This window comes from Nitrosococcus watsonii C-113 (assembly GCF_000143085.1).
Classification (GTDB): domain Bacteria; phylum Pseudomonadota; class Gammaproteobacteria; order Nitrosococcales; family Nitrosococcaceae; genus Nitrosococcus; species Nitrosococcus watsonii.
In genome coordinates, this window is record NC_014315.1 from 3,017,928 (window position 1) to 3,039,466 (window position 21,539).

The following is a 21,539-nucleotide window of genomic DNA, read 5'->3' on the forward strand; positions in this document are numbered from 1 at the left end:
GCCTGGCACCGAACGCAGTAAATCAGGCGTGAAATAATATAAAAACTACCCTCTTAAATATTTTGAAGCAGTTTTAATGGCTTTTGAGTGATAAAGTTGCGTGCGCACTTTGTCGCTGTGAAAACAATTTTATCACTCAAAAAAACTTGCTACTTAAGCTCTCATTAGCGTATTTACTTTTGGTCATTTTCTCTACTCTTTAGATGCAAAGGACTAAGCATTTTTTAGAGAGGTTTTAGTAAAAGATAACACAAATGAATAAGTTAAAGAATTTCAATAAAACAGTACTAACCTTGCTGCTTCTCATTACTTTTTCCAGATATGTAAGCGGAGATATCACTAATACTCATATAGATAATCAGATAAGAGTTGTTCAATCAGAAATAAATGAAAGTTGGATAGAAGAACTAGTGCGAAAGTTTCGTTCCTATCCACGCTTGGACCGTGCCTATCGGCTTGTAGAATCTGGACGCTTCCAAGAAGCTAAAGCCCTACTGGAAGATCTATTGCAAATAAACCCACAGGATATCGAAACTAGGATTGCCTATATAGAATTACTTTATCACCTCCACGATTTCCACAATTGTATTCAACAGGCAAACATATTATTACAAAAAAGATCGGGGCTAGTTGTTGGATATCTTTATCGGGGTATGGCAAATCAAAAGATAGATCGCATAGAAGACGCGATTGCAGATTTCTATAAGGTCGCAGATAATCCTTCAGCTACAGAAGATCAACGCTATTACGCACTATTTAGTTTGGTTGATACGTTTATGCAGAAAAGGGAATATAGTAAGGCTATAGAAATACTTGACCGTTTTTCCTCTTCATCTAAAGATTTCCGTTATCATTTTACTAGAGCTATGGCGTTGGAAGCTTTAGGAAAGATTCCATCCGCGGCTAATACGTATATAGATGCATTAGGCTCCGCGCAGAATAATACTGAAAAACGTAACGCATTGCTAGGTATTGGAGAAATTGAAAAGGAGAGAAAAAACTGGAAAGAAGCTCAAAGCAGATTTAAATCTGTTCTTGAATTAGAACCTAACCACTTACGGAGCATTAAGGTGCTAGCAGAGATTGCTTATGCTCAAAAAAAATATTCAAAAGCAGAACAATGGATACGTAAGGTTATTATTGTTGATCCAAGTATTTCAAACCGCGAGTTTCTTGCAAACCTACTTATCCTACAAAGAGACTATTTTAGTGCTATTAAGGAACTTAAAAAAATTATTTCTGATATTGATTCCCCTGATGAACTATATGCAATCCATGTAACTATTGGCTTCGCTTATTTTAATATGGGTTTGTTTAAGAATGCCATCCAGGAATTCGAAAAAGCCATAGGGATAAAGAAAGATTTTGATACGTGGATGGTTCTATCGCAGGCTCAAGAAAAGGAAAAAAGCTACGATGCAGCCATACAGACACTGAAAGAGGCATTAAAAATATGGCCTAAGCCAGAAATATACCTTAGATTAGCTTTCTTGTACTTGAAACAGGGGAATCAAACTAAGGCTTTAAATAACTTTAAACAAGCGGAAGAAAAGGCTCCTATAGACATTCAAGAACGTGCTATTAGGCAACAGGTACATATTTATATTAAGCGTGGCCTCTATAATGAGGCAAAAAGGGGATTAACAAAATTAAACCATATTAATAGAATCGATCTTAATGATGCTGAATTATTTGCAATTATTGCAGATGCAAATATGAACACTAATAATATAAAGGAAGCAATTCGGTTATATGAGAAAAGCTTATCTCTCAGATACCATCCTGAAATAGCTCGTCGCCTTGCTCTATCTCATATACAAGTTAAGAATTTAAGGGCAGCCGAAAAAATTTATCTAAGCTTATTAGATAAATCCAGTGTATCTGAAGAAAAGAAGCGTGATATTTTAAATAGTTTAGCATATTTATATGAACAATCAGGGAGGAATAAAGAGGCCATAGCTGCCTTTTATAAAGCTATTGAAAAAGGAGAGAATAGCGCTGCTATTCACCAGAGTTTAGCATTTGCTTTAGAAAAAGAAGAAAAGAAGCAGGAATCTCTGCAGCAATTTTTGCTGGCATCTAAACTAGAACAAACACCAAGATCTTTAATTTATATTAGCCAAGCTTACCAAAAACTAGGAAAACCTGGGCTGGCTATTTATTACTTGCGCCAAGCCCTGGATAATGAGCAAGCCCTTACTAGTGAAGAAAAAATAGATATACTTAATGAGCTTGGCTACTTGTATGCTGAGGCTAAAGAGTATCAAAAAGTTGAGGAAGTTTGGCAACGTTCGTTGAAGTTAAATTACAATTCAGAGATAGCAGTTCGTCTTGGAAGAATTCAGCGCTTATTAGGAAAAAGTGACAAAGCTATAACAATGCTTAAACACATTGATGAGTCTGCTTTGACAGAAAAGTTAAAGGTACTTCGCCTAGAGGAGTTGGCAAAAACTGAAGCAAGTAGACAGAATTGGCTTGCTGCTATTCACTTCCTGGAACAAGCTAATAAGATCCAAGAATCAGCTGAGGGATTTTATCAATTGGGATTCTATCATCGCCAATTGGGGCATCTGCAAGAAGAAATCACCTATCTTGAGAAGGCGCTAAACTTAGCGCCATCTAACAACCAGTATGCTCTTGAATTGGCCTACGTATATAAAGCGTCAGGAAAAAAACAAGAAGCTATTGCTCTGTTGAACAAGGTTGCAGAAGAACAGCTTGATAATTCGACTATTGCTAAAGATCTCGCCTATACACAAATGCAGTTAGGAAATAATGAAAGAGCCACTCACTGGTTTAAGAGAGCAATTGATATTCAATCACTTTATCCAGCCGATTCTATTCAAGAGCAGAATAAGATAGACTTGGAGATCTACCATATGCGCAAAGACATTCAACGCATAAACAATCATCTAGATTTTGATTTCTATCAGATGTATCGATCTAACACGGGAAATCTAGATAATTTCCAAGGAACAGTAGTTGGGGGTGTTGTTCCCTCGCAAGGTGGTGTTCAAGTTTCATTTCAACCTCCAAAGATAGGTTTTCTTGATGAACGTATTTTCCAAGTCTTTACTCGCTTCCTATGGAGCAATAAGCCTGATTCACTAGAAATAGAAGGAAGCTCGCTTCAGGGAGGAGTTGGCTTTCGCTATAAGCCGTTTAAAAAACAAAATTTATTCGTTGGTGCAGAAAGACTTTTTAAGATTGGAGATAATGCCCAAAATAATTGGCTTCTTCGTGCAACCTATGGCTGGACTTCAGGCACTGATTGGGCGCCAAATAAGGACTTTTGGAATTATTCGCTGGTATATGGAGACCTAGGTTATTTTACAGAACGATCTGGGACTTTAGCTTATTATGGGGAAGCAAGGCAGGGCATTTCATTTAAGATTGCAGATAACTTTGTTTTGACTCCTCATATAATAGTAGACGGGCGCTACCAAAGTACAGATTCCAGCAATAGCTCTTATTTGGAAGGGGGCGGAGGCATTTCACTTAGATATTTATTTAATGACAAGCGCTATGAGTCATATCGTTCTCGTGCTGAACTCTTCGTACAGTATAGAGCTGATATAGTTAATGCTGCGAATGGGTTAGTTATTACGGGTATTATACAGTTCTAATCTCGAAAGCCCTGCTAGAATCCTTAAAAAATGCGATTTATTCTTGCATTCCTAAAACCGTTTCTGCCTGGAGATTTGATAAATGGGGGCAAAGATGCGGTCCAAAGAATCAGATACTCCCAATATAAAACCATAGACGGCTTATTAAAAAAGTTATTTAGCCTAGTGGTGAGGATAAGCTAGGGCATTTTCCACGAGACATCATAAATTGCAGGATAAGTATACTAAACAACCACCAGCTAAAGCTGGGATACGGGTCGAGAGGCCCGTTCATTGTTCGGTTCTAAAATTATTATCACCTTTGGGTTCAAAATGATATTCCAGATACGCTTTGATCATTTTAGTTTTTCTCGTAACACTCTTTATCGTTGGCTAAATGCTGATGCTCTGGCTCCCAAGCAGGCTGGTTTTCGTCATCGTAAGATTGATAAGGCTGCTCTGAAGAAGCACACTGAGGAGCATCCCGATATGTTTTTGCATGAACGCGCGGAAGTTTTTGGCGTTCACACGAGTTCTATAAGCCGTGCGCTCAAAATGTTAAAGATCGTAAAAAAAAAGAGCGGTGCAATATGAGAAGGCAAGAATTTCTTGAGAAACTCGCTGCCGAGCATAGGATGTTCGGCCTCAAGAAGCTGATTTACATGGATGAAACGGGCTTTGATGCCCCTTGTGACCGTGATGCAGGATGGGTGCAAAAAGGACACAAAATCCTTGGCCTTATCACAGGCAAACGCAAGCGCCGGACTAATCTTATCATGGCACAGCCTCACCACCGCCAAGGGGCAGAAAAAAGAAGGGTTGGCGCCCATGCTCTTTGAAGGCTCATGCACGGCGGCGCTTGTTGAAACATGGATTGAGCGATTGAGCAGTGCTTGATGAAAGAGCTGCATGAGCCCACCCTCATCGTCATGGACAATGCTTCCTTTCACAATCATAAGCGTATCCAGAAGATTGTGGCTTCAGATTACCACATGGTCATACCGCTACCGCCATATTCACCGGACTTCAATCCCATAGAAAATTCATTTGGCGGCATGAAAAAGAGGCGACAATCATTGCCACAAAACACGTCAATCGATCAACTTATATTGTCTTATTCTTAACACAAATAACTATAAACGCTCCGAACGCGTGGCCATACCCGTGCGATTAGGCATTATTTCCGTCACATGAGATTCACAAAAAAGCGCGCCCTCTTGCTCAGCTGCGCATTTTTTCAAAAACCATGGGAAAGAGAACCTTGCGTACTTTGAAAATAGATTTGAGAAACATTCTCATCGGTCGTATAGTTGGGTGCAGGGCGGTATAAAGCCGAAGGTCAGCAGGGTTGGAGACAGGGGGGATGTGCGGGAATGGTTATCAAAGGAGTCAGTAATTTCAGGAAATGCTATAGACAGCGGTGACCGCGCAATCTCGCTAAGGGGTTTTTACACCTTTATTTGTTTCTTCAACGTTTAGCGGTAATTGAATAACCTGACCTACCACTATTTCATCTGGATTCCGGATATCTGGGTTTGCCTGCAATACTGCGGCAAATAACTTCCAGTTCACAGCGCCATATTCCCGCTGAATAATTTTCTCCAGCGTATCGGCTTTCTCTACAATTACCCATTTGCTATCCTCTGCTTCTTTAGGATTACTACCCGAGGCGTGTTCAGAGGAAGCAGTTTCCTTTTGCTCCTGGACACTCTCCAACAACGGTAGCGTAACCTGGGAATTGACCACGGCTCTCGGCGGGGAATAAAGTTTGGCATCTTTTTCAACTAAGCTTTGTTCAAAAACTTCTGCCGAAGGTTTCGGCAACTGCTCATCCGCTATTTCCGGCAAATTGCTCTGCGACTTCAAAAGGGTCCTCTTTTGTAATTCTTTACTATCATTAGCTTGCCTCTTCGCGGGAACAGTTAAAACGGTAGTATTAGTAGCTTCCTGCTGGCTGGCCTGTTTTACTACCTCCCTCCCCCCTACCTGCTGAAAGGACAACCACGCAGCAATGCTGGCGGCAGCAAAACCCATGGTTACGGCAGTAAGCCAGTAAAATCTCTTACCTAAGAATGTTTCTGGGGCTAGATTTTCGTCCTTGCCTAATTCTGCCTTATTGCCCAACTGGATACTCTCCTGGCAATCATTCGCCGCTTCTGCAACTATTTTTTTATCAATTATTTTCCTCTGCAGAGCATATCCGATCAGTAACGCGTTATCGCACACGGTATTGATTCTTCGTGGAACACCTTGTGAATATCGCCAAATCAACGTTAGCGCCCCAGGGCTAAATACTTTCTTGGCTGAGCAGTCGGCTAATTTGCAGCGATGGTCTATATAAGCGTAGGTTTCTTCCTCCGTCAACGCTTTGAGATATCTTCTAACGCTTATCCGCTGCGCTAACTGCTTTAGCGCGGGCTGCACTAATTTCGTATCAAGCTCCTGCTGCCCCGATAAGATAACCTGGATCAGCTTCCGCTTTTGAGTCTCCAAATTCTGTAATAGCCGGAGATTTTCCAACGACTTCCGGCTAAGTCGTTGGGCTTCGTCAACCAATAACACGACATTACCGCCGGCTTTTAGCTGGTGGACAGCATAAGCTTGGAGCATATTAATAGCTTTCCAGCGCGGTACTAAAATTTCAGGCTCGGCCAACTCTAAGTCAACCAGCGCCATCATCAATAGCTCGTCGAACGGTAAATCCGGGTAAAAAAGAAAAGCTCTTTTGGTATTTTCATCCAAACGGTTTAACAGCGCCTTGAGCAACGTCGTCTTACCCGTTCCTGCTTCCCCTATCAGGCTGATAATGCCTTTACGGTGGTGGACACCATAAAGTAGCGCCGCGAATGCCTCTCGGTAACAAGGATTCAGGTAAAGAAACTCAGGATCAGCAGTATTACCGAACGGCGCTTCGGAAAAGCCATAAAAATTATAATACACCTGCTGCAGCTATTTTACGTTCAACCCGATCAATTTCGTTCAGGAACCGATGCTAGCACCGGTAACCCAATAAATTCCTCCACATCACTTTCTCTCTCCAGCTTGTCGTCCACGTACTGCCACAGGAAAGCCAGGGCCAGTCCTCCAATGCTTCCTACTAGTATAGACAAAACAATATTAAGCAATAACTTCGGGCTGACAGGGTTAAGCGGTGGTTTTGCTGGATCAAGCAGGCTCACGTTGCTAATTTTCTCTGCATTCATTGCACTAGAGATTCGAGATTCTTCTAAACGCGTAAGATAAAGCTGGTAGTTTTGCCTATCCGTCATCAACTTACGCTGGAGATTGCTAAATTCTATCCTTACCCAATTGAGATCGCTAAGCCTTTTTTTATATTCCTTCAAGTGCGCCAGTTGACTTATCCGGCTGGCCTTAAGCCCCCTCAGGCTAACTTCAGCCTGCGATAGCTCTTCTAGAAGACTCTGGTAAACTGGGTTGACGCCACTTCGATTCCTGCTATGTTGTCGGTGCCCCTGCTCGGCGAGTTTTCCCATCACGATTCGGATTTGTTCCCTAATATTCTGAATCACGCGGCTTTCCTCATTGTACTTGGCGAGCAACTCCTTTTCCTTTATTTCCAGTTCTATTAATTTTGCCTCAAGCCTATTGGTAAGAGGCGGGCTATTGTCAAACTCCTCATAAAGGCTAATTGTCCTGGGTGCTCGAGCAAGTTGACGTCGCAATTCAGTAATACGTTTTTCCGTATCCGCCTCCCCGGTCAGCGTTTGATGCAGCTCTGACTCTAGTTTCACAATCTGCTGGAGCAACAAATTCTGTTCCGTCTCCGGCGCACTGACTTTATATTGATTCATCAGGGACTGGAGCCTGGCTTCTGCCTGCTTCAACCTCTCACCTAAAATTTCCGATTGCGTTTGATAAAATTCAGAGGTCTCTGAATTTAGGTGCATGTCTAAATGCCGCTCAAAATACAAATCAACTAACGTGTTAACCAGCTTTGCAGCCAATATCGGATTTTCATTCCTGAAGCTCACGTTGATGACATTGGATTGCGGGACTTTTTCCACCTTAAGGTCCTTATTCTTGACTCTTTTGACTACCTCTCTGGCGATAGCTTCTTCCTGTCCGTGAGCGTTCTCTGTCTTTTTCAATTCTGGATAGATCTGTGCTGGCCCCAACGCGTCCACCACCTTTTCAATTAAGTACTGACTCTTCAGTATTTCAATTTCGGAATTAATTTGTTCTTCCCTGTTCGGCACAAAGACAGTGCTGCGCTGTTCATTGATTGGTACTGCTGGAGTATAAAAATTCTCTCGACCAATATTGACTAGCAGTTTAGCTTCTGCCTCGTACTGGGGCTTTGCTATAATGGATAGAAGGATTCCTAGACCTACACTCGCAATAAAGGAAATTAAAATTTGGAATTTCCGTTTAAAAACGACCTGAATAAAATCCCGTAGCGATATATTAGACGCTATTGCGCTATTCATAATGCCATAACCATTTAGCTACTACCTACGCCACTACGCCAAGGCATATAGCCCTGCAATAATACAAACTTTGCTCTTCTAACCATATCAGTTTTTAGCACAGATCCTGGAATTCTCTTATTTTTAATCCACTTCACTTTTAAAAAAAACTTACCCATTTTCCATCAGCGCGGTCTATCTCCAGAGTAGAAATATGAATTATCAGCTTCTCCCCCAGGTAACCGATATCCCTCTCCTCAAGGGGGGCAATGTTTCCATATTGAGCGTTTCAAAGCATAAAATCAGGCTGATGAATAATGGCTGTTTCGCCCTGAGCTATTACCAACTCCATGAAAATCACTTACTCCATCTAGGCGGGACTAAGCTTGCGCCCTAGCCCGGGAACGCTTGATTAGCTTCTCCTCCGCAGCAATAATTGCAAAGATTACCCACACATGCCGATCATGCATCACTTCATGGGTAACAGAGTCAATAAGAATATATAAAACCACCGCGCCCACTCCAATCCCCCAAAAAAACTCTCTCTCGGTTTGTGCCTGCTTTAGACAATACAACGCCATACTAATAATTGTTCCCAGGAAAATCAGATGAGCGAGTAGCCCCAAAATACCTCTCTCCACCAGAGCCCCCATATAGTCACTGTGCAATTCCGACCGCCCGCCTTCTGCATTGTAGGGACCATGGCCTATATATTTAAATGCTCCCGCACCAATACCCATTGGGTGCGCAAGGAAGGATTCGTATCCTGCCTGCCATATTTTTAATCTACCTTCCGAACTTTTGGGGGCCCGTTCAAAGAGATTTTCCGTCTGCATTATCATGGGCATGCTAACCGTTATTACTGCCGCAAGCATAAATACCCCCACTCCAAGCTTCAATCGCTGTTGCCCGCTTCCCCGCCACCAATACCCCACCATTATCAGCATCATACCCAGTAGAAATCCCAGCATGGCACTCATGGATTTGGTAGCAAACATTCCTCCAAAAATCAAAAAACCCGAAAGCATTCGGCTAAGCAAGCTGCTATCAAAATAGCGTTGGAAATTAAGGAAAAAAGCGACTCCTAAATAGGAAGCCAACATATTGCTGTTTGCGAACGTGCCGTTGGCGCGGGTCGGATCCGCCGTAGGCACTATCCAAAAACTCCCGTACATATTGGCCAGGGCAAGGCCGCCTTCTAAGCTCGCCACAAGCAGCCAAATACGAAGCAATAAGCGCATATCCCTCTCGCTATCTAATAAATTGTATAAGAGCAAGAAGAAACCGAATAAATAAATATCCTGTACTAGCGTTAATATATTGATCTTCAAGACGGGACTATTGAACATTGCAATTAGGCTAGCAAGAACCAAAAGCGTAAATGGAAATAATAAGCGTATTTGCGGCTTTCTTCGGCCAAGCACGCCATACAGCAAAAAAAGGCCGCCAAAAGCAACGTTGATATAATCCACAATAGCGGTATTGAAAGGCAGGGACGGATAGACCATCGGGCAAAATACCGCCAAGGCTAGGAGATACAGGCGCTTTAAAATAGAGGAGCGATCATCCGGGCGCGCCACCGCCCCTTTTCCTATAGTAGTAGTTACCATAAGACCCTTGCATTCATTGAATAGCTTTCTTTGGCGCTGGACCTGCTTCGAGCTTGTGGTAGATCATTTCCGCAACCGCCTGGGCATTTGTTTCTAATTCTTCATTCTCATTATTGTCTATGCTCACCACTTCAAGCGTTGTATATCGGCCTTTAATAAGCTCTACGGTCTCTACCGTCTCCCGAAAAAGCAGCGTCGATCTGGCCATGATCCCTGGATCTTTTTCGAGCAGCCGCTCCAATCGGCTATCCTGGGATTGGCGAGCAGCGAGGCGCCGCGCTACCGTTGGCGCCTCGACATGCATAATGACAATAACGTTTGGCACTGGCATGTGATCCAGCAGCTTGGCCACCATAAGGGTCAATGAATTAGGACCGCCGCTAAAGGCGATAGACCATAAGGCTTGAAATACGCCCTGGTCCAGCATATGGACTCCATTAAACCGCATTATTGGCCGCGCAAGCGAGGTGACAAAAAGCCAGTTAAATAGCCCCTTAATGAATTCCATCGTAGAGTTTTGGCTAGTCGCCGCAATTGCTCTTGCTGATCGAAGCGCGTATCTAGGCTCAAGGAATAGCTCGCTCAATACATATAAAAGTTTTGTCGTCACCCGCCGGCGCCGGCTTACGCAATGGGCCAAGACATAAGCCTCCTTCCGCACCCCTATCCCCTTGCCTTCAATAATTTCAGCAACACGGCTCGCCAGCGTGGATTTTCCCGATCCTGGCATCCCAAGAAACTCCACGACTATAGCCGGAGAGCGCACTTCAAACTTCTTCCCAAATATAACGTTTAACCTGCAGCAGAACATCATCAAATATTTGGTTGGCATCGACGTCAGCCACCTTGGTAAAAGGTGGATACTGAAGCCTTTTCACCGCTTCGACTCGTCTTTTACATTCCTCGATGTCCATCTCTCCTTTACGTTGCAGAGCAGTCTCCGGCGTTACCTGCAGCTTAATAATAAGATCTGGTGGGTAAAGCTCGGCCTTTTGGTATGGGATAGCCTCCCACGCAGCAAGAATCCGTTTTATCTTCCAAGGGTGGTTGCGCCAATGATTAAGCAAAGGCCCATCTCCAAAACCCATTACTTGGCTTTGGGGATAGCGGTCGCAAACCACTATCATGCCTTTATTCCGGGCCTTTGTTATCCGGCGAAGTTTGCCGCGCTTTTCAAGCGCAAGCGCTAGCGCCCAAGGAACCTTTAAAGCGGGCCTTACCAGAGCCAAAAGACTTCTTCCCCTGCTCAGGCGATTATCATCGCCCCTTGTCCCAGCGGGTTGTTTTTTTTGTAATAGCCCTAGTTTTTGCAGCGCCGCCAAGGTAACTTTCATAGGCCAGCGCAATAAAGAACTGGGGCCATCACCACTACCAAGATAAACCGGCATAGCATCGATTTTCCATGACAGCCATTTGGCGGTGTCCTCCGCCAAACTAGACTTTCCCGAACCATCGCACCCAAGAAATGCCACTAGCACGCCCCCTCCACTGGGCACTCTCCGAAACAGCCCATGCCCAAGGAGATAGTGCCGGGATACCGCGCCAAACAGCCAGTGCAGTTCTCTCCATAAACCACGCAGCTTACCCTCCACCACACCATAAGTCCGGTATTCTCTAAGCAAAGGCATGCTCAATTTGCGAAAGTTCAGCAACTCTGCAAAAGTCGGGGAACCCTCGATAAGCCGCTGGCAAGAAACCGCTGCTTCTTGGCCCAACAATTCCGCCGCCAGTTGTGCTACTCTCCCTGGGTCTGCCCGTTCCCGCAACCAGTTAAATTCCCGTTCAAAATCTCCTCGGAAATAATCTCTGCCGAGCATATGTAAGAGGCGATCTCGCAGCCGCAACTTCAAAGTGGCGCGCACCAAAAGGAGAAGGAATTCAATATTGGGTTCAGCCACGTAGATATCGTGTTCGGAATCCCAATAGCGAGTCTCTAGCATTAATTTCTCCCACGGGAGACGGTATCCCTTTAAATGCGCCTCGCCAGCGACCAATTGATGATGAAGATGGATGTGGACCAACCGCCCTGTATCCCTGTCCATCGCCAAGTAGTCTTCCACCCCTGGATAAGCATTGTGGGGCACCGTTGCGAAGCGCTTGAATTCCGCGCCTGCCAAAACCCGGTTAAGAGCATCCGACGGGTACTTGTCAACGAGTATGTCAAGGTCGGTAACTCCAACCATACCTTCATGAACATGCTCATTGCTCTTCCAGTGACAGTAACGAATGCTTGCTTTCTCTAACTCCTTTAGCATTCCCATCACCACCTTAAGGCCGGTTGTTTGCTGGCTAAACTCCCCCCTATCTACCGCTGCCATAATGCATTCCCCTCGCCGTTCATTGACTTGAGATATCATGCGTTCCAAAGGCTAGCTTGCTTTTTACGCCCACATAATCCGCAAGCGTCCGCCACATCCATACGCCATCATCGCCTAGTACCAACTGCTGCGGCAGATAACGAAACAATATCAGCCCCGCTAAGCTAGCGCCCGCGCCAGTGGCGAAAAGTATTATCCCAGGCGAGCTTGCCCAAGTTCTCAATAGCTCAGCAACCGCCCAGATTACGGCGCCCAACACTAGTGCTAATCTCAGCGCTGGCGCGTGCACGGCCCAAAAGCTACCCCAGGTCAGATCCGTTAACTGTAAACTGAGTTGCGCCATTAGCAGGAAATTAACCACAATGGCCAATACCACCCCTAGGGCAACACCGGCAAGCCCCCACTTTTGCCCAAAATAAGCGCCCACAGCGACAAGTATTGCAAAGAGAACCTGCCGCCATGCTCTTCGGTAAACCGCGCCCGTTGCGCGCGCTAGGGAATCGCTCATTTTATAGCTGGCCCGAAAAAGCATACCGGCAACGAGAATCTGAAATGGCAAGATGGCCTCAACCCACTGGGACCCCAACAACACCTGAATAAGTTCTGGTGCCACTAGCAGCAAAGCTACGCTAAGCGGCAACATGATCAACGCGGTCGCCGCAACGCCGCGCTTGAAGGCAAGGCCCAATCGCTTGCTATCATGCTGTACTTTGGCCATTGCTGGGAAAAGCACTCTATCCAGTACTTGCCCAAATAACGATGCCGGAACCGACATGAGATAATAGGCACGACTGTACAGGCCCAGCGCCTCAGCGCCGAGGAAGCGCCCCACTACTAAGTTATCCGCTTGGCCGGAAAGGTAGTTACCCACCCGGGCTATGGTGAAACCGCCTCCAAAAACCAGCAGATCTCTCGCCGCACCTTTATTCAACAATAATTTTTTAGGGTAGACTTGAACACCCAAAAGCAACGCTGCTTTTAACAGAGCCTGAACTAAATGCGCGGCCACCAAAGCCCACACCCCTAGTTCAAGTAACGCTAAGGTAATACCTACCAGACTAAACCCACCAAGAGCAAGCATCTCAATAATTGCTAGACTGCGAAAACGCAACTCCCGCTGTAACAACGACTCGCCCACGGTAGCCATCGCCTGAAAAAGGAACACAAACGACATTACCTGAACTACGGAGGTCAGAGTCTCCATCTGGAAAAACAGCGCTATGGCTGGCGCTAACATCCAGATAAGCGCAGTAAATACGGTTCCAAACAGCAGCGAAAGCGTAAATCCCGTACGTATATGCTGTTCTTCAAGAATAGGCCGCTGAACAAGCGCAGGCCCAACGCCAACCTGAGAAAAAATTAAGCTAAAGCCCACCACTATCAAGGCAGCCGCCACCACCCCAAAATCAGCAGGAGTTAGGAGGCGCGCTAAAATCAGTAGCACGAGGAGCTGCAGTAAAGCTTGCACCCCCGTGCTGATAGACATCCAAAACATTCCCGTTAATGTGCTGCTCGTCAACCCCGGCATGCCGGAACCCCATCTTGACGGTGAAAAATTCATGCGGCTTCCCCCCTTCCCTCCTGCCATTTAAAGGATTCTTTTAGGGCGCGCGCGCGCCAGATCTATCCCCGCCAGCTTCAACAGGCTAGGTGTATGGGAGCGCAACCAGCGAAAGGCCGCAAAGAGAAAGTAAAGCACGGGCAGAAGATTCTTCGATAGAGGGGGCACCAACGTAAGGTAGCGCGGATGAATACCAAAGCCGCTGAAGAGTGTACTAATCTCCGAGAAATTAACTCCTTTCACATCCAGATTTGACCGGTTATTGTAATTACCGAAGCATATTTCCATTTCCACACCCTGTATCGAAAATAAATACACAAGTTTGCCAGCTGCGTGTAATTAAAGCGCGCCAAGATTTGTAAGGTCTCTCGATGGCGTCCCTGCCCATCATATAGACGAGATAAAAAATTGTAGCAAAAGAACCTACTGCTTAATTCCTTGCGGCGAGTCCATCTTCCCTAGCTTCAAGATGCGGTTTTCCCCTACTCCATCGCCTTATTTAACTCTTTTATTAAAGAATAAATACTCTCATCGAATGACTTTCTCTCTGATTGGACTAGCAAGTACTTTGGCATAAATCTCCGCGTAGGCATCTGCCACCCCCGAAAGTCCAAAATGATCTCGGATATATTGCTTGCTTCGCGCGCCCATCTGTCGCCGCTCCTCTTCTTCTGATAACAACTGGCTTATTGCGGCTGCTAATGCGGAACTATCCCGTGGCGGCACCAATAAGCCATTCCAGTCTTGCCGCACAGTTTCGCGGCACCCTGGCATGTCGGTCGTAATTAAAGGCAGCGCCATTGCCCCGGCTTCCAGCAAAACCCTGGGCACACCCTCCCGATAATAGCTAGGCAGAACGAATATATCGCTAAGCGCCAGGAGCGCCGGCACATCGTTACGCTGCCCCAAATAGTGGACAGGGTTGGTATTACCTCTAAGCTCATCGGCCAAAATTGTCTGCACTTCCTCCGTTTCTATAGGGCCAACCAACAAAAACGCCACATCGCGGACAGACTGACGGATCTTATTAGCCGCTTCCACATATTCCCTTACGCCCTTCTCCTTCACTAGCCGGGCAACCATAATAACAACGCGTTGCCCTTCAACATCCAATGCTTGCCGCAGCTTCGCCCGCTCAGCATGATCGAGCGCCCTCGCCGCGAACGCTTCAACGTCAATCCCCGAGCTACGGACCAATACCTGTCGCTCCCGTTGTACTATTCCCTGGGAGAGAAAATAGTCCTGATCTACTTCATTCTGAAACACCATCACCTGGGCCGCATTGGACGCCCAACGCTGTACCCATTTATAGACGGGTTTTATGGCTGAAAATAAGAGAGAATCGGTTGAAAACAATTGGCCCAAGCCAGTAACCGTGCATACCCGACCCCGAATCCCCGCCTTCCTCGCCGCTAGAGGCGCCATGAGCACAGGCTTGGTGTCAAACGCATGGACAATATCCGGCTTATACTTACTTAATAGGTTAAATAACTTTACTAAAGCTCTTAAATCCGCGCCCGGAGTGATCCAGCGCTCTAAAGGATAGCGCCCATAAAAAATACCGTGCTCCTGAAACTTTTCTCCGCTTTCCGAGCCCAGGGCCAAGACGCCAAATCCCCGCTTTTGCAATTCCAGTAGTAAGGGAATTCGCATGTGAACATCTTCACCACCTACATAACATACTGTCGGCTGCATTTCTCTTGCTTCTTCCCCAGCTATGTTTCTTTCCAATTGATTATTACCCCCTTATCCCATATATCTTCTTTTCTCCCGCTCCTCGCGCCTCCCCATTGTCGCCGGTCATGGGAGAAAATGGCTCCAGATCAGCGACTATTACCAGCTTGATACCATACCGCCGGCATAACGCTTGCAGCCGCTCTCGATCAAGCGTTTTCGGATTAAAAGCTACCCAAAGCTCATCAATGGTATATTTTTCGTGGATGACCGGGATATCGCGTTTAAATCCAAAAACGCGATATCCCAGAATTTGCTTTCCACTAAATTTAAAATCATCGTCTATGAACCCGATGAGCTTCCGTCCCGCCCGTTCTTGGTTCATCCAGGTTGCCAATGCTATGCCAGCCACGCCCACGCCATAAATTACAGCCCGAGGGTGCTTCCCTTCGTCAAGAGCTATGGCTTTCTCATGCCACAGCCGGAACCCTAGCCTGGGCATTAGCAGCAGAGGCAGCAAAACAAACCAAGCGGTAAACACCAAGTACCATGAAGCACTGTGCCAACTATAGGCAAAAAGCGACAGCGACCCAAACAGCCATCCCACCGATACAGCCCGAGTTAGCCGCACCATATCTACTAATGCAAAATACGGTCTCAGAAATTGATAACAATTACCCCATACCATGCCGAGAATAATAGCGAGAGGAAAAATCCAGAGTCCGGCAACCAATACTTGATAATCCGCGCCGTTCGGAAAACCAGAGAAGTGAAGAATGTTGGTCAATATCCAGCCCATCTCGATCACAAATAAGTCAATAGCTAAAACAGAGCCATAGTTTCCTATGAGATGGCGCCAATTCAATCCACGCAGAAGGCTAGCTCCAATTCCCTGGGCTATCCAGTTTAAATCCCTAAGGCAATTCTCTTTGCGCAGATATTCAAGATCTGCCTCCGCCTTGCGTGGGAACAAATACCGGCGGTAAAAATTTTCAGGATCTTCATCCGGCGGATAGAACCGGGACTCATCCGCAAAAGCCACCTGGTTGGGGCCAAAAATACCTGGAAGGTGCTTAAGAATCGGTTGATAACGGCCCGTGAACAAATCAGCAAACTTAGTACTTTCTGGCCGCGGACCCACAAATGACATATCCCCCTTGAGCACATTCCACAGTTGGGGCAACTCGTCGAGCTTAGTCCGCTCAAGGAATGCGCCTACCCGAGTCATGCGGATATCCCGCGCCACCGTGACTCCTGGCCCTTCATCCCGCCAATGAGCAGGAAATTTGCGGAACTTATACAAATCAAAGAGCTTTCCATGCAACCCGAGCCGCTTTTGCGCAAAGATGACATTGCCAGGCGAATCCAACCAGACGCAAGCGGCAATAATGATCATGACTGGGGCCGCAATCACCAATCCCAGCAACGACAGCAAAAGGTCAATGGTACGCTTACAAGTCATGTTTTTCCTCTCTTAAAGCCTTCTGGAGGGCCTTTACGACTCGCTCCACCTCTTCCTCCGTCATGCGAGGATGCAACGGCAAGGTCAACTCGCGGGAAAAAAAGGCATCACTATTAGGGAGCACCGTACTTGGAAAGCGCTTCCGGTAATAAGCAAAATGGTGTATCGGCGGATAGTGAATGCTGCTTTGTATGCCTTGGGCGCGTAGCGCCGCCATGATATTTTGTCTGTCCGCATCATCTGGCAATAGGACCGGTAAAATATGGGCAGCCGTATGCTCCTCGGCGGCAAAGGGGAAATGGACTTCGGGTAGCAGCTCGGAAAAAAAACGCCGGTAGCTATCGGTGAGGCGTCGCCGCCGCGTAGTCCATGCTGGCAAACGGGCCAACTGCACCAATCCGATCGCCGCCCGCAACTCATCTAAACGATAGTTGTAGCCTAACGCGGTCACATCATAGGAATAGGCGTGCCCCCGGTGCCGCTCGATGGTAGTTGCCGTCATGCCATGGCTTCGGAGCTGCCGAACGCGCGCCAAAACCTCTGGCGAGGGAGACAGCACCATTCCTCCCTCCGCCGTCGTCATATTCTTGTTGCTAAAGAAACTAAACGCCGACCCATCGCCCCAATGCCCTACTTCTTCGATGGCTGGCGAATGGGCGGCATCCTCAATCAGGATTAGCCCCCGCTCATCCGCAAATTCCCGCCATGCCGGCAGATCCACCGGATAACCCCCATAGTGCATCACAATGACCGCCCGGGTCTTATCAGTACATTTTTCAGCCGCATCCTGGAGGGAGAGGTGGGGCCGCTCAGGCCCCTCCACATCCACAAACACGGGAGTAGCGCCCACATATATCACCGCATTGGCAGTCGCCACAAAAGTGATGGCCGGCACCAAAACCTCGTCACCCGGCCCAATATCAAAAGCGCACAGGCATAGGTGCAACGCGGCGGTACAGGAATTGACCGCGACTGCGCTAGCAACTCCATGGAGATCGGCGAAAGCCTGCTCGAAAGCGCCAACCCGATCCCCCATGGTCAGCCATCCGCTATCTATCACGGCGCAAAGCGCCGTTTTTTCCTCCTCTCCCAGAACAGGATCCCCCAAAGCAAGCATTGGCTGGTTCATAACTTATCCCATGAAAAATTAAGCACCTAAAATGAGGGACTTGTAATCCCGGAGAAAACCATTCTGGGCACGGCAGAAATCATCTTCCCGCCCAATATCCATCCATAGCCCTTCATGCTCGTAGAGATAAATGGGCAAATCCCTCGCTAGCATCTCATGGGCCAAATCATCAAAGCCAAAGGGAACGCCCCGCGGGATAAGTTCTAGCACGGAGGGTTCCATGCAATAAATTCCCATGCTCACCCGATAAGCCTCCTTGGGCTTCTCTCGAAAGCCGGTGAGTCGATCATTAACAGCATCTAATACGCCTAGATCAATGGCAATCTCCTTACGAGTTGTACCGATGGTGACCGGACCACCCCGGCGCCGATGAAAAGTAATAAATTCTCCTAAATCCAAATCGGTAATGAGATCACCATTCAATACCAGAAAGGGCTCATCTATCTCGCCACCTAACAAGCGTAGCGGGCCAATAGTACCCAGCGGCTCTGGCTCCGCGCTGTAGCTGATTTCCATATCCCACTGGCTACCATCTCCGCATAGCGCGCGAATAAGATGCTCCATGTAGCCAGTCGTGATAAATACCCTATGAATTCCCCATCGGCGCAGCCATTTCAAGAGCACTTCGATAACCGGCTGATCGCCTACTGGCATCATGGGCTTGGGCATAATTAAAGTGTAGGGACGTAATCTAGTTCCTTTACCACCTGCTTGAATTACTGCAATCATTTTCATTCTCCGTTAATCTGCGGTCCAAATCAGGCTGAACTTTATCGTTACAGCCTAATAAGCGTAAGGGGGTAATAGACCAAACAAACGCTCTATAATTAAGGCTCTTTTCTTTTTAGTTTTTATAAAGCCAACCTACTTCCCTGTGACCTTGACGATGTCACCTCGGTAGCTCGGCTCTCCGTTAACGGACCCGTAACTTTCCGCCCCAGCCTCTCAGCTGGTTTAGCTTTATGAATATGAATAAATTTTTGTTAAACCTCCTTCCCGCTGGGTTGTTTTAAGCGCTTAGTCTCAACCATAAAGAACTCTCTTCCTTGAGAAATCACAATCATATTCCTGCTTGAACTCAACGAGCTATACGTTATAAATTCTCGGTTTATAGCGGGATAAATTTTCCCTCATCCAGCGTACGGTTTCTTCGAGCCCTTGTCGTAATGAGTACTGGGGTTCCCATTGCAAGATTTCCTTAGCCCGCTCGCTGTCACAAATTAATTTAAAGACTTCACTCTTTTCCGGGCGGATACGCCGCTCATCGCATACAATACGGGCTGATGAGTCGCAAATACCAAGGATGGCTGAGACCAGATCACCCACGCTTATCCCTTTTCCAGGGCCGATGTTAATGACTTTTCCTATGGCTGCATCACAGGCGGCTATAGCCCTATAAGCAAATACCGTATCCTTAACATAGTTAAAATCACGCACCGGATTTAAAGATCCAAGGGAGATAACCTCCGCGCCGGAAAGCGCTTGTGCAATCAAAGTCGGAATTACCGCCCGCCCCGATTGCCTCGGCCCGAAAGTATTGAAGGGACGTATCGTGGCAACGGGAAGATCAAAGGATAAAAAATAGGACTCCACTAACTTATCCGCTGCAATCTTGGAAGCGGAATAGGGTGATTGACCTACTAAGGGATGCCCCTCGTCAATAGGCGTATATTGAGCGGTCCCATAGACCTCAGAAGTTGAGGTATGCACCATTCGACGCACCCCTTCTTCCTTACACGCTTGGAGCACATTCAGTGTGCCTTTAACATTCACCTCGACATAACTGGCGGGAGCGATGTAGGAATAGGGGATAGCAATCAAGGCGGCCAGATGATAAACCATATCGCATCCAACGACTGCCTTGCGCACGGCAAAAGGATCACAAATATCCGCTGGATATACCTCCACATTTTTCATAACTTCCTCGGGAAGCGTTTCCAACCAACCCCAATTGTTTTGAAAATTATAGTGAACAAGAGCGCGGACTTGATAGCCTGTCCTTACTAACTCTTCCGTTAAATGGCTACCGATAAATCCTCCTGCACCGGTGACCAGTACCTGAATGTCCATATGCTGCAATTACCTCAATACCCCATTTCAATTACCATTAATAGAAGTAAAGTAATTAAGCCCTCTAAAACTGAAGCCCCAACCCCTGAATAGGAGCAGATCGGAAATATATTGTTTGACAAATTTATTCATCTCGGCAATAGTTGACTTTGACACGAAGACAACATCATCCGGACGCAACCATATATCTGCCTCGTAGGGTGCCCTATAAGCCCGTTCTAAATCCACGCGATAAGGGCGTATTTCATTTTGCTTAGTCCTTCTAATCACGATCACTTCCTCAGGCTCCGCGGTTTCTTTAAAGCCACCGGCCTTAATCACCGCCTGTAAGGCGGTCATGCCTGCCGTATACTCTACCGGCCCCTCTCTTTCCACTTCACCGCCCATGTAAATTTGTTGGCCGGTAAAATTTCTCACGATGACGGTAATTTCGGGCTGCCGCAGCTCCTGAGAATAATTTTGTTTCAGGACTTTACTAAACTCACCCGGCGTAAGTCCCGCTGGAGTAAGCTCTCCTACTAATTGAAGAGAGATCTTTCCATCCGGCCGCACCAACACGGTTTCATTCAACTCTGGATTATAGAAAAACTTAATATCTAATTCGTCTCCTGGTCGAATTTGGTACTCCGGAAGATCGATGGGATTTTCTGACGTCATAGGCATGGGAATGGCTTGCCCCACCATAGCGGGCTGAGAACTACAGCCCGCTAGCACCTTCCCAAAGAGAACCACCATAGCTACTAAGACCACAGGTGGCCAATTCCTCTTTTTCCGCGACCCCATCAGGTATATCTCCTCCCAAACCAGCCTGTAACGCTTGCTAAAATAGCCGCTTATAGATGAAATCAGGGATATAACGCTTTTTTCTATTGAGCACGACGCCAAGGATTCTTCCTCCCGCTTCTTCCACTTTCTTTTTTAGGGCAATAGCAACTTGGTGTCGGGTTTTGCCTGCTTCAAGCACAAACACAACGCCATCGACCTGAGAGCAAAAACTAAAGGTTTCGGAGAAATCTTTGGCGGGCGGCGCATCAAAAAGCACGTAGTCGAATTGCTCCCGAATTATGTCAAGAAACCGGTTGAATGGTTGAAGCGAGAACATAGCCCTATCCTCCCTTCTCTGCTTACCGTATGAAGTCAGATAAAGATTTCCAGGCCAATAAACTTTGGTAACGGGCGGCATACCCTCTACCACGGTCGGCAAATCGCGAGCATGGGTCACATTAAACCTGTTGCACAAATCAAAGTTCTTCGTATTGGCATCAACCAAAAGAACCTTGGTATTGGCATCTTGCGCTAAAACAGCGCCAAAATTAGCAACCGTTGTGGTCACGCCTGCCCCAGGAGCAGGGGCCATAAACATGACTACCCGAAGTTTTTCTTCTGGGTACCGATGGAAGAGGCTTGCTTTCAGATTCGCGTAGGGCTCGTCCCCTGCTCGGGCGTTGCCTCCCAAAGTAGCCTCAACTTCTCTAGCAATAAAAGCATCGGGAGAAGCATCGTCTAGCACCCCTACGTTGTACTCTTTCTCTGCCTGCTCAAGCGCCTCGTATATTTTCGCCATTGCTCTTCATTATTAACTTTAAACGAGGTATCCAAGATATAAGGTTTTTTGAAACGGACGCCTATTTTCCCTGAAATAAATTATCGGCATCCCCACCACCCATCTGCTTCCAACGCCGT

General features: G+C 46.6%; 18 protein-coding genes and 1 riboswitch. Of the genes, 4 read left to right on the plus strand and 14 right to left on the minus strand.

Annotation, left to right across the window (positions count from 1 at the left end; all coding sequences use genetic code 11):
• Positions 1-254 precede the first annotated feature (254 nt).
• Entirely contained in the window at positions 255-3,626 is a 3,372-nt protein-coding gene (locus NWAT_RS13775) for a tetratricopeptide repeat protein (protein ID WP_013221652.1), read from the plus strand.
• 312 nt (positions 3,627-3,938) lie between these two features.
• Positions 3,939-4,199: an IS630 transposase-related protein gene (locus NWAT_RS16840; RefSeq protein ID WP_013221653.1), complete on the plus strand. Its 261-nt coding sequence runs from the start codon at positions 3,939-3,941 to the stop codon at positions 4,197-4,199.
• On the opposite strand, the gene NWAT_RS17645 is transcribed toward NWAT_RS16840, so the two are convergent.
• On the minus strand, positions 4,130-4,561 hold the full coding sequence (locus tag NWAT_RS17645) for a hypothetical protein (RefSeq protein WP_232420295.1): 432 nt from the start codon (positions 4,559-4,561) through the stop codon (positions 4,130-4,132). The two genes, NWAT_RS16840 and NWAT_RS17645, sit on opposite strands and share 70 nt — an antisense overlap.
• On the opposite strand from NWAT_RS17645, the gene NWAT_RS17650 reads away from it, so the two are divergent.
• Positions 4,535-4,729 (plus strand): transposase, encoded by a 195-nt coding sequence (locus NWAT_RS17650; RefSeq protein WP_232420278.1) that lies wholly within the window; start codon positions 4,535-4,537, stop codon positions 4,727-4,729. The genes NWAT_RS17645 and NWAT_RS17650 overlap by 27 nt on opposite strands.
• A gap of 313 nt (positions 4,730-5,042) precedes the next feature.
• Here NWAT_RS17650 and NWAT_RS15760 read toward each other — a convergent pair whose 3' ends face one another.
• Both NWAT_RS15760 and NWAT_RS13800 read right to left on the minus strand, forming a co-directional pair.
• Entirely contained in the window at positions 5,043-6,545 is a 1,503-nt protein-coding gene (locus NWAT_RS15760; RefSeq protein WP_013221654.1) for an AAA family ATPase, read from the minus strand.
• A gap of 29 nt (positions 6,546-6,574) precedes the next feature.
• On the minus strand, positions 6,575-8,053 hold the full coding sequence (locus tag NWAT_RS13800) for a GumC family protein (RefSeq protein WP_013221655.1): 1,479 nt from the start codon (positions 8,051-8,053) through the stop codon (positions 6,575-6,577).
• A 193-nt stretch (positions 8,054-8,246) separates the two neighbouring features.
• Here NWAT_RS13800 and NWAT_RS13805 point away from each other — a divergent pair, with 193 nt between their 5' ends.
• On the plus strand, positions 8,247-8,429 hold the full coding sequence (locus tag NWAT_RS13805) for a hypothetical protein (RefSeq protein ID WP_013221656.1): 183 nt from the start codon (positions 8,247-8,249) through the stop codon (positions 8,427-8,429).
• Here the strand turns inward: NWAT_RS13805 and NWAT_RS13810 are convergent.
• The 11 genes from NWAT_RS13810 to NWAT_RS15775 all read right to left on the minus strand — a co-directional run bounded on the left by NWAT_RS13810 (position 8,413) and on the right by NWAT_RS15775 (position 21,420).
• The gene (locus tag NWAT_RS13810) at positions 8,413-9,642 is read right to left on the minus strand and encodes an O-antigen ligase family protein (RefSeq protein ID WP_013221657.1); all 1,230 of its coding nucleotides are present in this window, start codon (positions 9,640-9,642) and stop codon (positions 8,413-8,415) included. The two genes, NWAT_RS13805 and NWAT_RS13810, sit on opposite strands and share 17 nt — an antisense overlap.
• 13 nt (positions 9,643-9,655) lie before the next feature.
• Positions 9,656-10,408 (minus strand): AAA family ATPase, encoded by a 753-nt coding sequence (locus NWAT_RS15765; RefSeq protein ID WP_049773014.1) that lies wholly within the window; start codon positions 10,406-10,408, stop codon positions 9,656-9,658.
• 1 nt (position 10,409) lies between these two features.
• Positions 10,410-11,960, minus strand: coding sequence for a nucleoside/nucleotide kinase family protein (locus tag NWAT_RS13820; RefSeq protein WP_013221659.1), 1,551 nt, complete (start codon positions 11,958-11,960; stop codon positions 10,410-10,412).
• Positions 11,961-11,979: 19 nt separating this feature from the next.
• Positions 11,980-13,521 carry a lipopolysaccharide biosynthesis protein gene (locus NWAT_RS13825; protein ID WP_013221660.1) on the minus strand — a complete coding sequence of 514 codons (1,542 nt, stop codon included), beginning with the start codon at positions 13,519-13,521 and terminating at the stop codon, positions 11,980-11,982.
• 528 nt (positions 13,522-14,049) lie between these two features.
• A complete protein-coding gene (locus tag NWAT_RS13835; protein WP_013221661.1) occupies positions 14,050-15,252 on the minus strand; it encodes a glycosyltransferase family 4 protein in 1,203 nt (400 codons plus the stop codon).
• A gap of 7 nt (positions 15,253-15,259) precedes the next feature.
• Positions 15,260-16,657, minus strand: a complete 1,398-nt coding sequence (locus tag NWAT_RS15770) for a sugar transferase (protein ID WP_013221662.1) — start codon at positions 16,655-16,657, stop codon at positions 15,260-15,262.
• The gene (locus NWAT_RS13845) at positions 16,647-17,786 is read right to left on the minus strand and encodes a DegT/DnrJ/EryC1/StrS family aminotransferase (protein ID WP_013221663.1); all 1,140 of its coding nucleotides are present in this window, start codon (positions 17,784-17,786) and stop codon (positions 16,647-16,649) included. Before NWAT_RS13845 ends, NWAT_RS15770 begins: the two co-directional genes overlap by 11 nt.
• An 18-nt stretch (positions 17,787-17,804) precedes the next feature.
• Positions 17,805-18,515 (minus strand): nucleotidyltransferase family protein, encoded by a 711-nt coding sequence (locus NWAT_RS13850; protein WP_013221664.1) that lies wholly within the window; start codon positions 18,513-18,515, stop codon positions 17,805-17,807.
• Positions 18,516-18,679: 164 nt separating this feature from the next.
• Positions 18,680-18,755, minus strand: a riboswitch (cyclic di-GMP riboswitch).
• Positions 18,756-18,872: 117 nt separating this feature from the next.
• Positions 18,873-19,856, minus strand: a complete 984-nt coding sequence (locus tag NWAT_RS13855; RefSeq protein WP_013221665.1) for an SDR family NAD(P)-dependent oxidoreductase — start codon at positions 19,854-19,856, stop codon at positions 18,873-18,875.
• Positions 19,857-19,883: 27 nt separating this feature from the next.
• Positions 19,884-20,639, minus strand: coding sequence for a polysaccharide biosynthesis/export family protein (locus tag NWAT_RS13860; RefSeq protein ID WP_013221666.1), 756 nt, complete (start codon positions 20,637-20,639; stop codon positions 19,884-19,886).
• A 37-nt stretch (positions 20,640-20,676) separates the two neighbouring features.
• Positions 20,677-21,420 carry a CpsD/CapB family tyrosine-protein kinase gene (locus NWAT_RS15775; RefSeq protein WP_013221667.1) on the minus strand — a complete coding sequence of 248 codons (744 nt, stop codon included), beginning with the start codon at positions 21,418-21,420 and terminating at the stop codon, positions 20,677-20,679.
• Between the last annotated feature and the right edge of the window lie 119 nt (positions 21,421-21,539).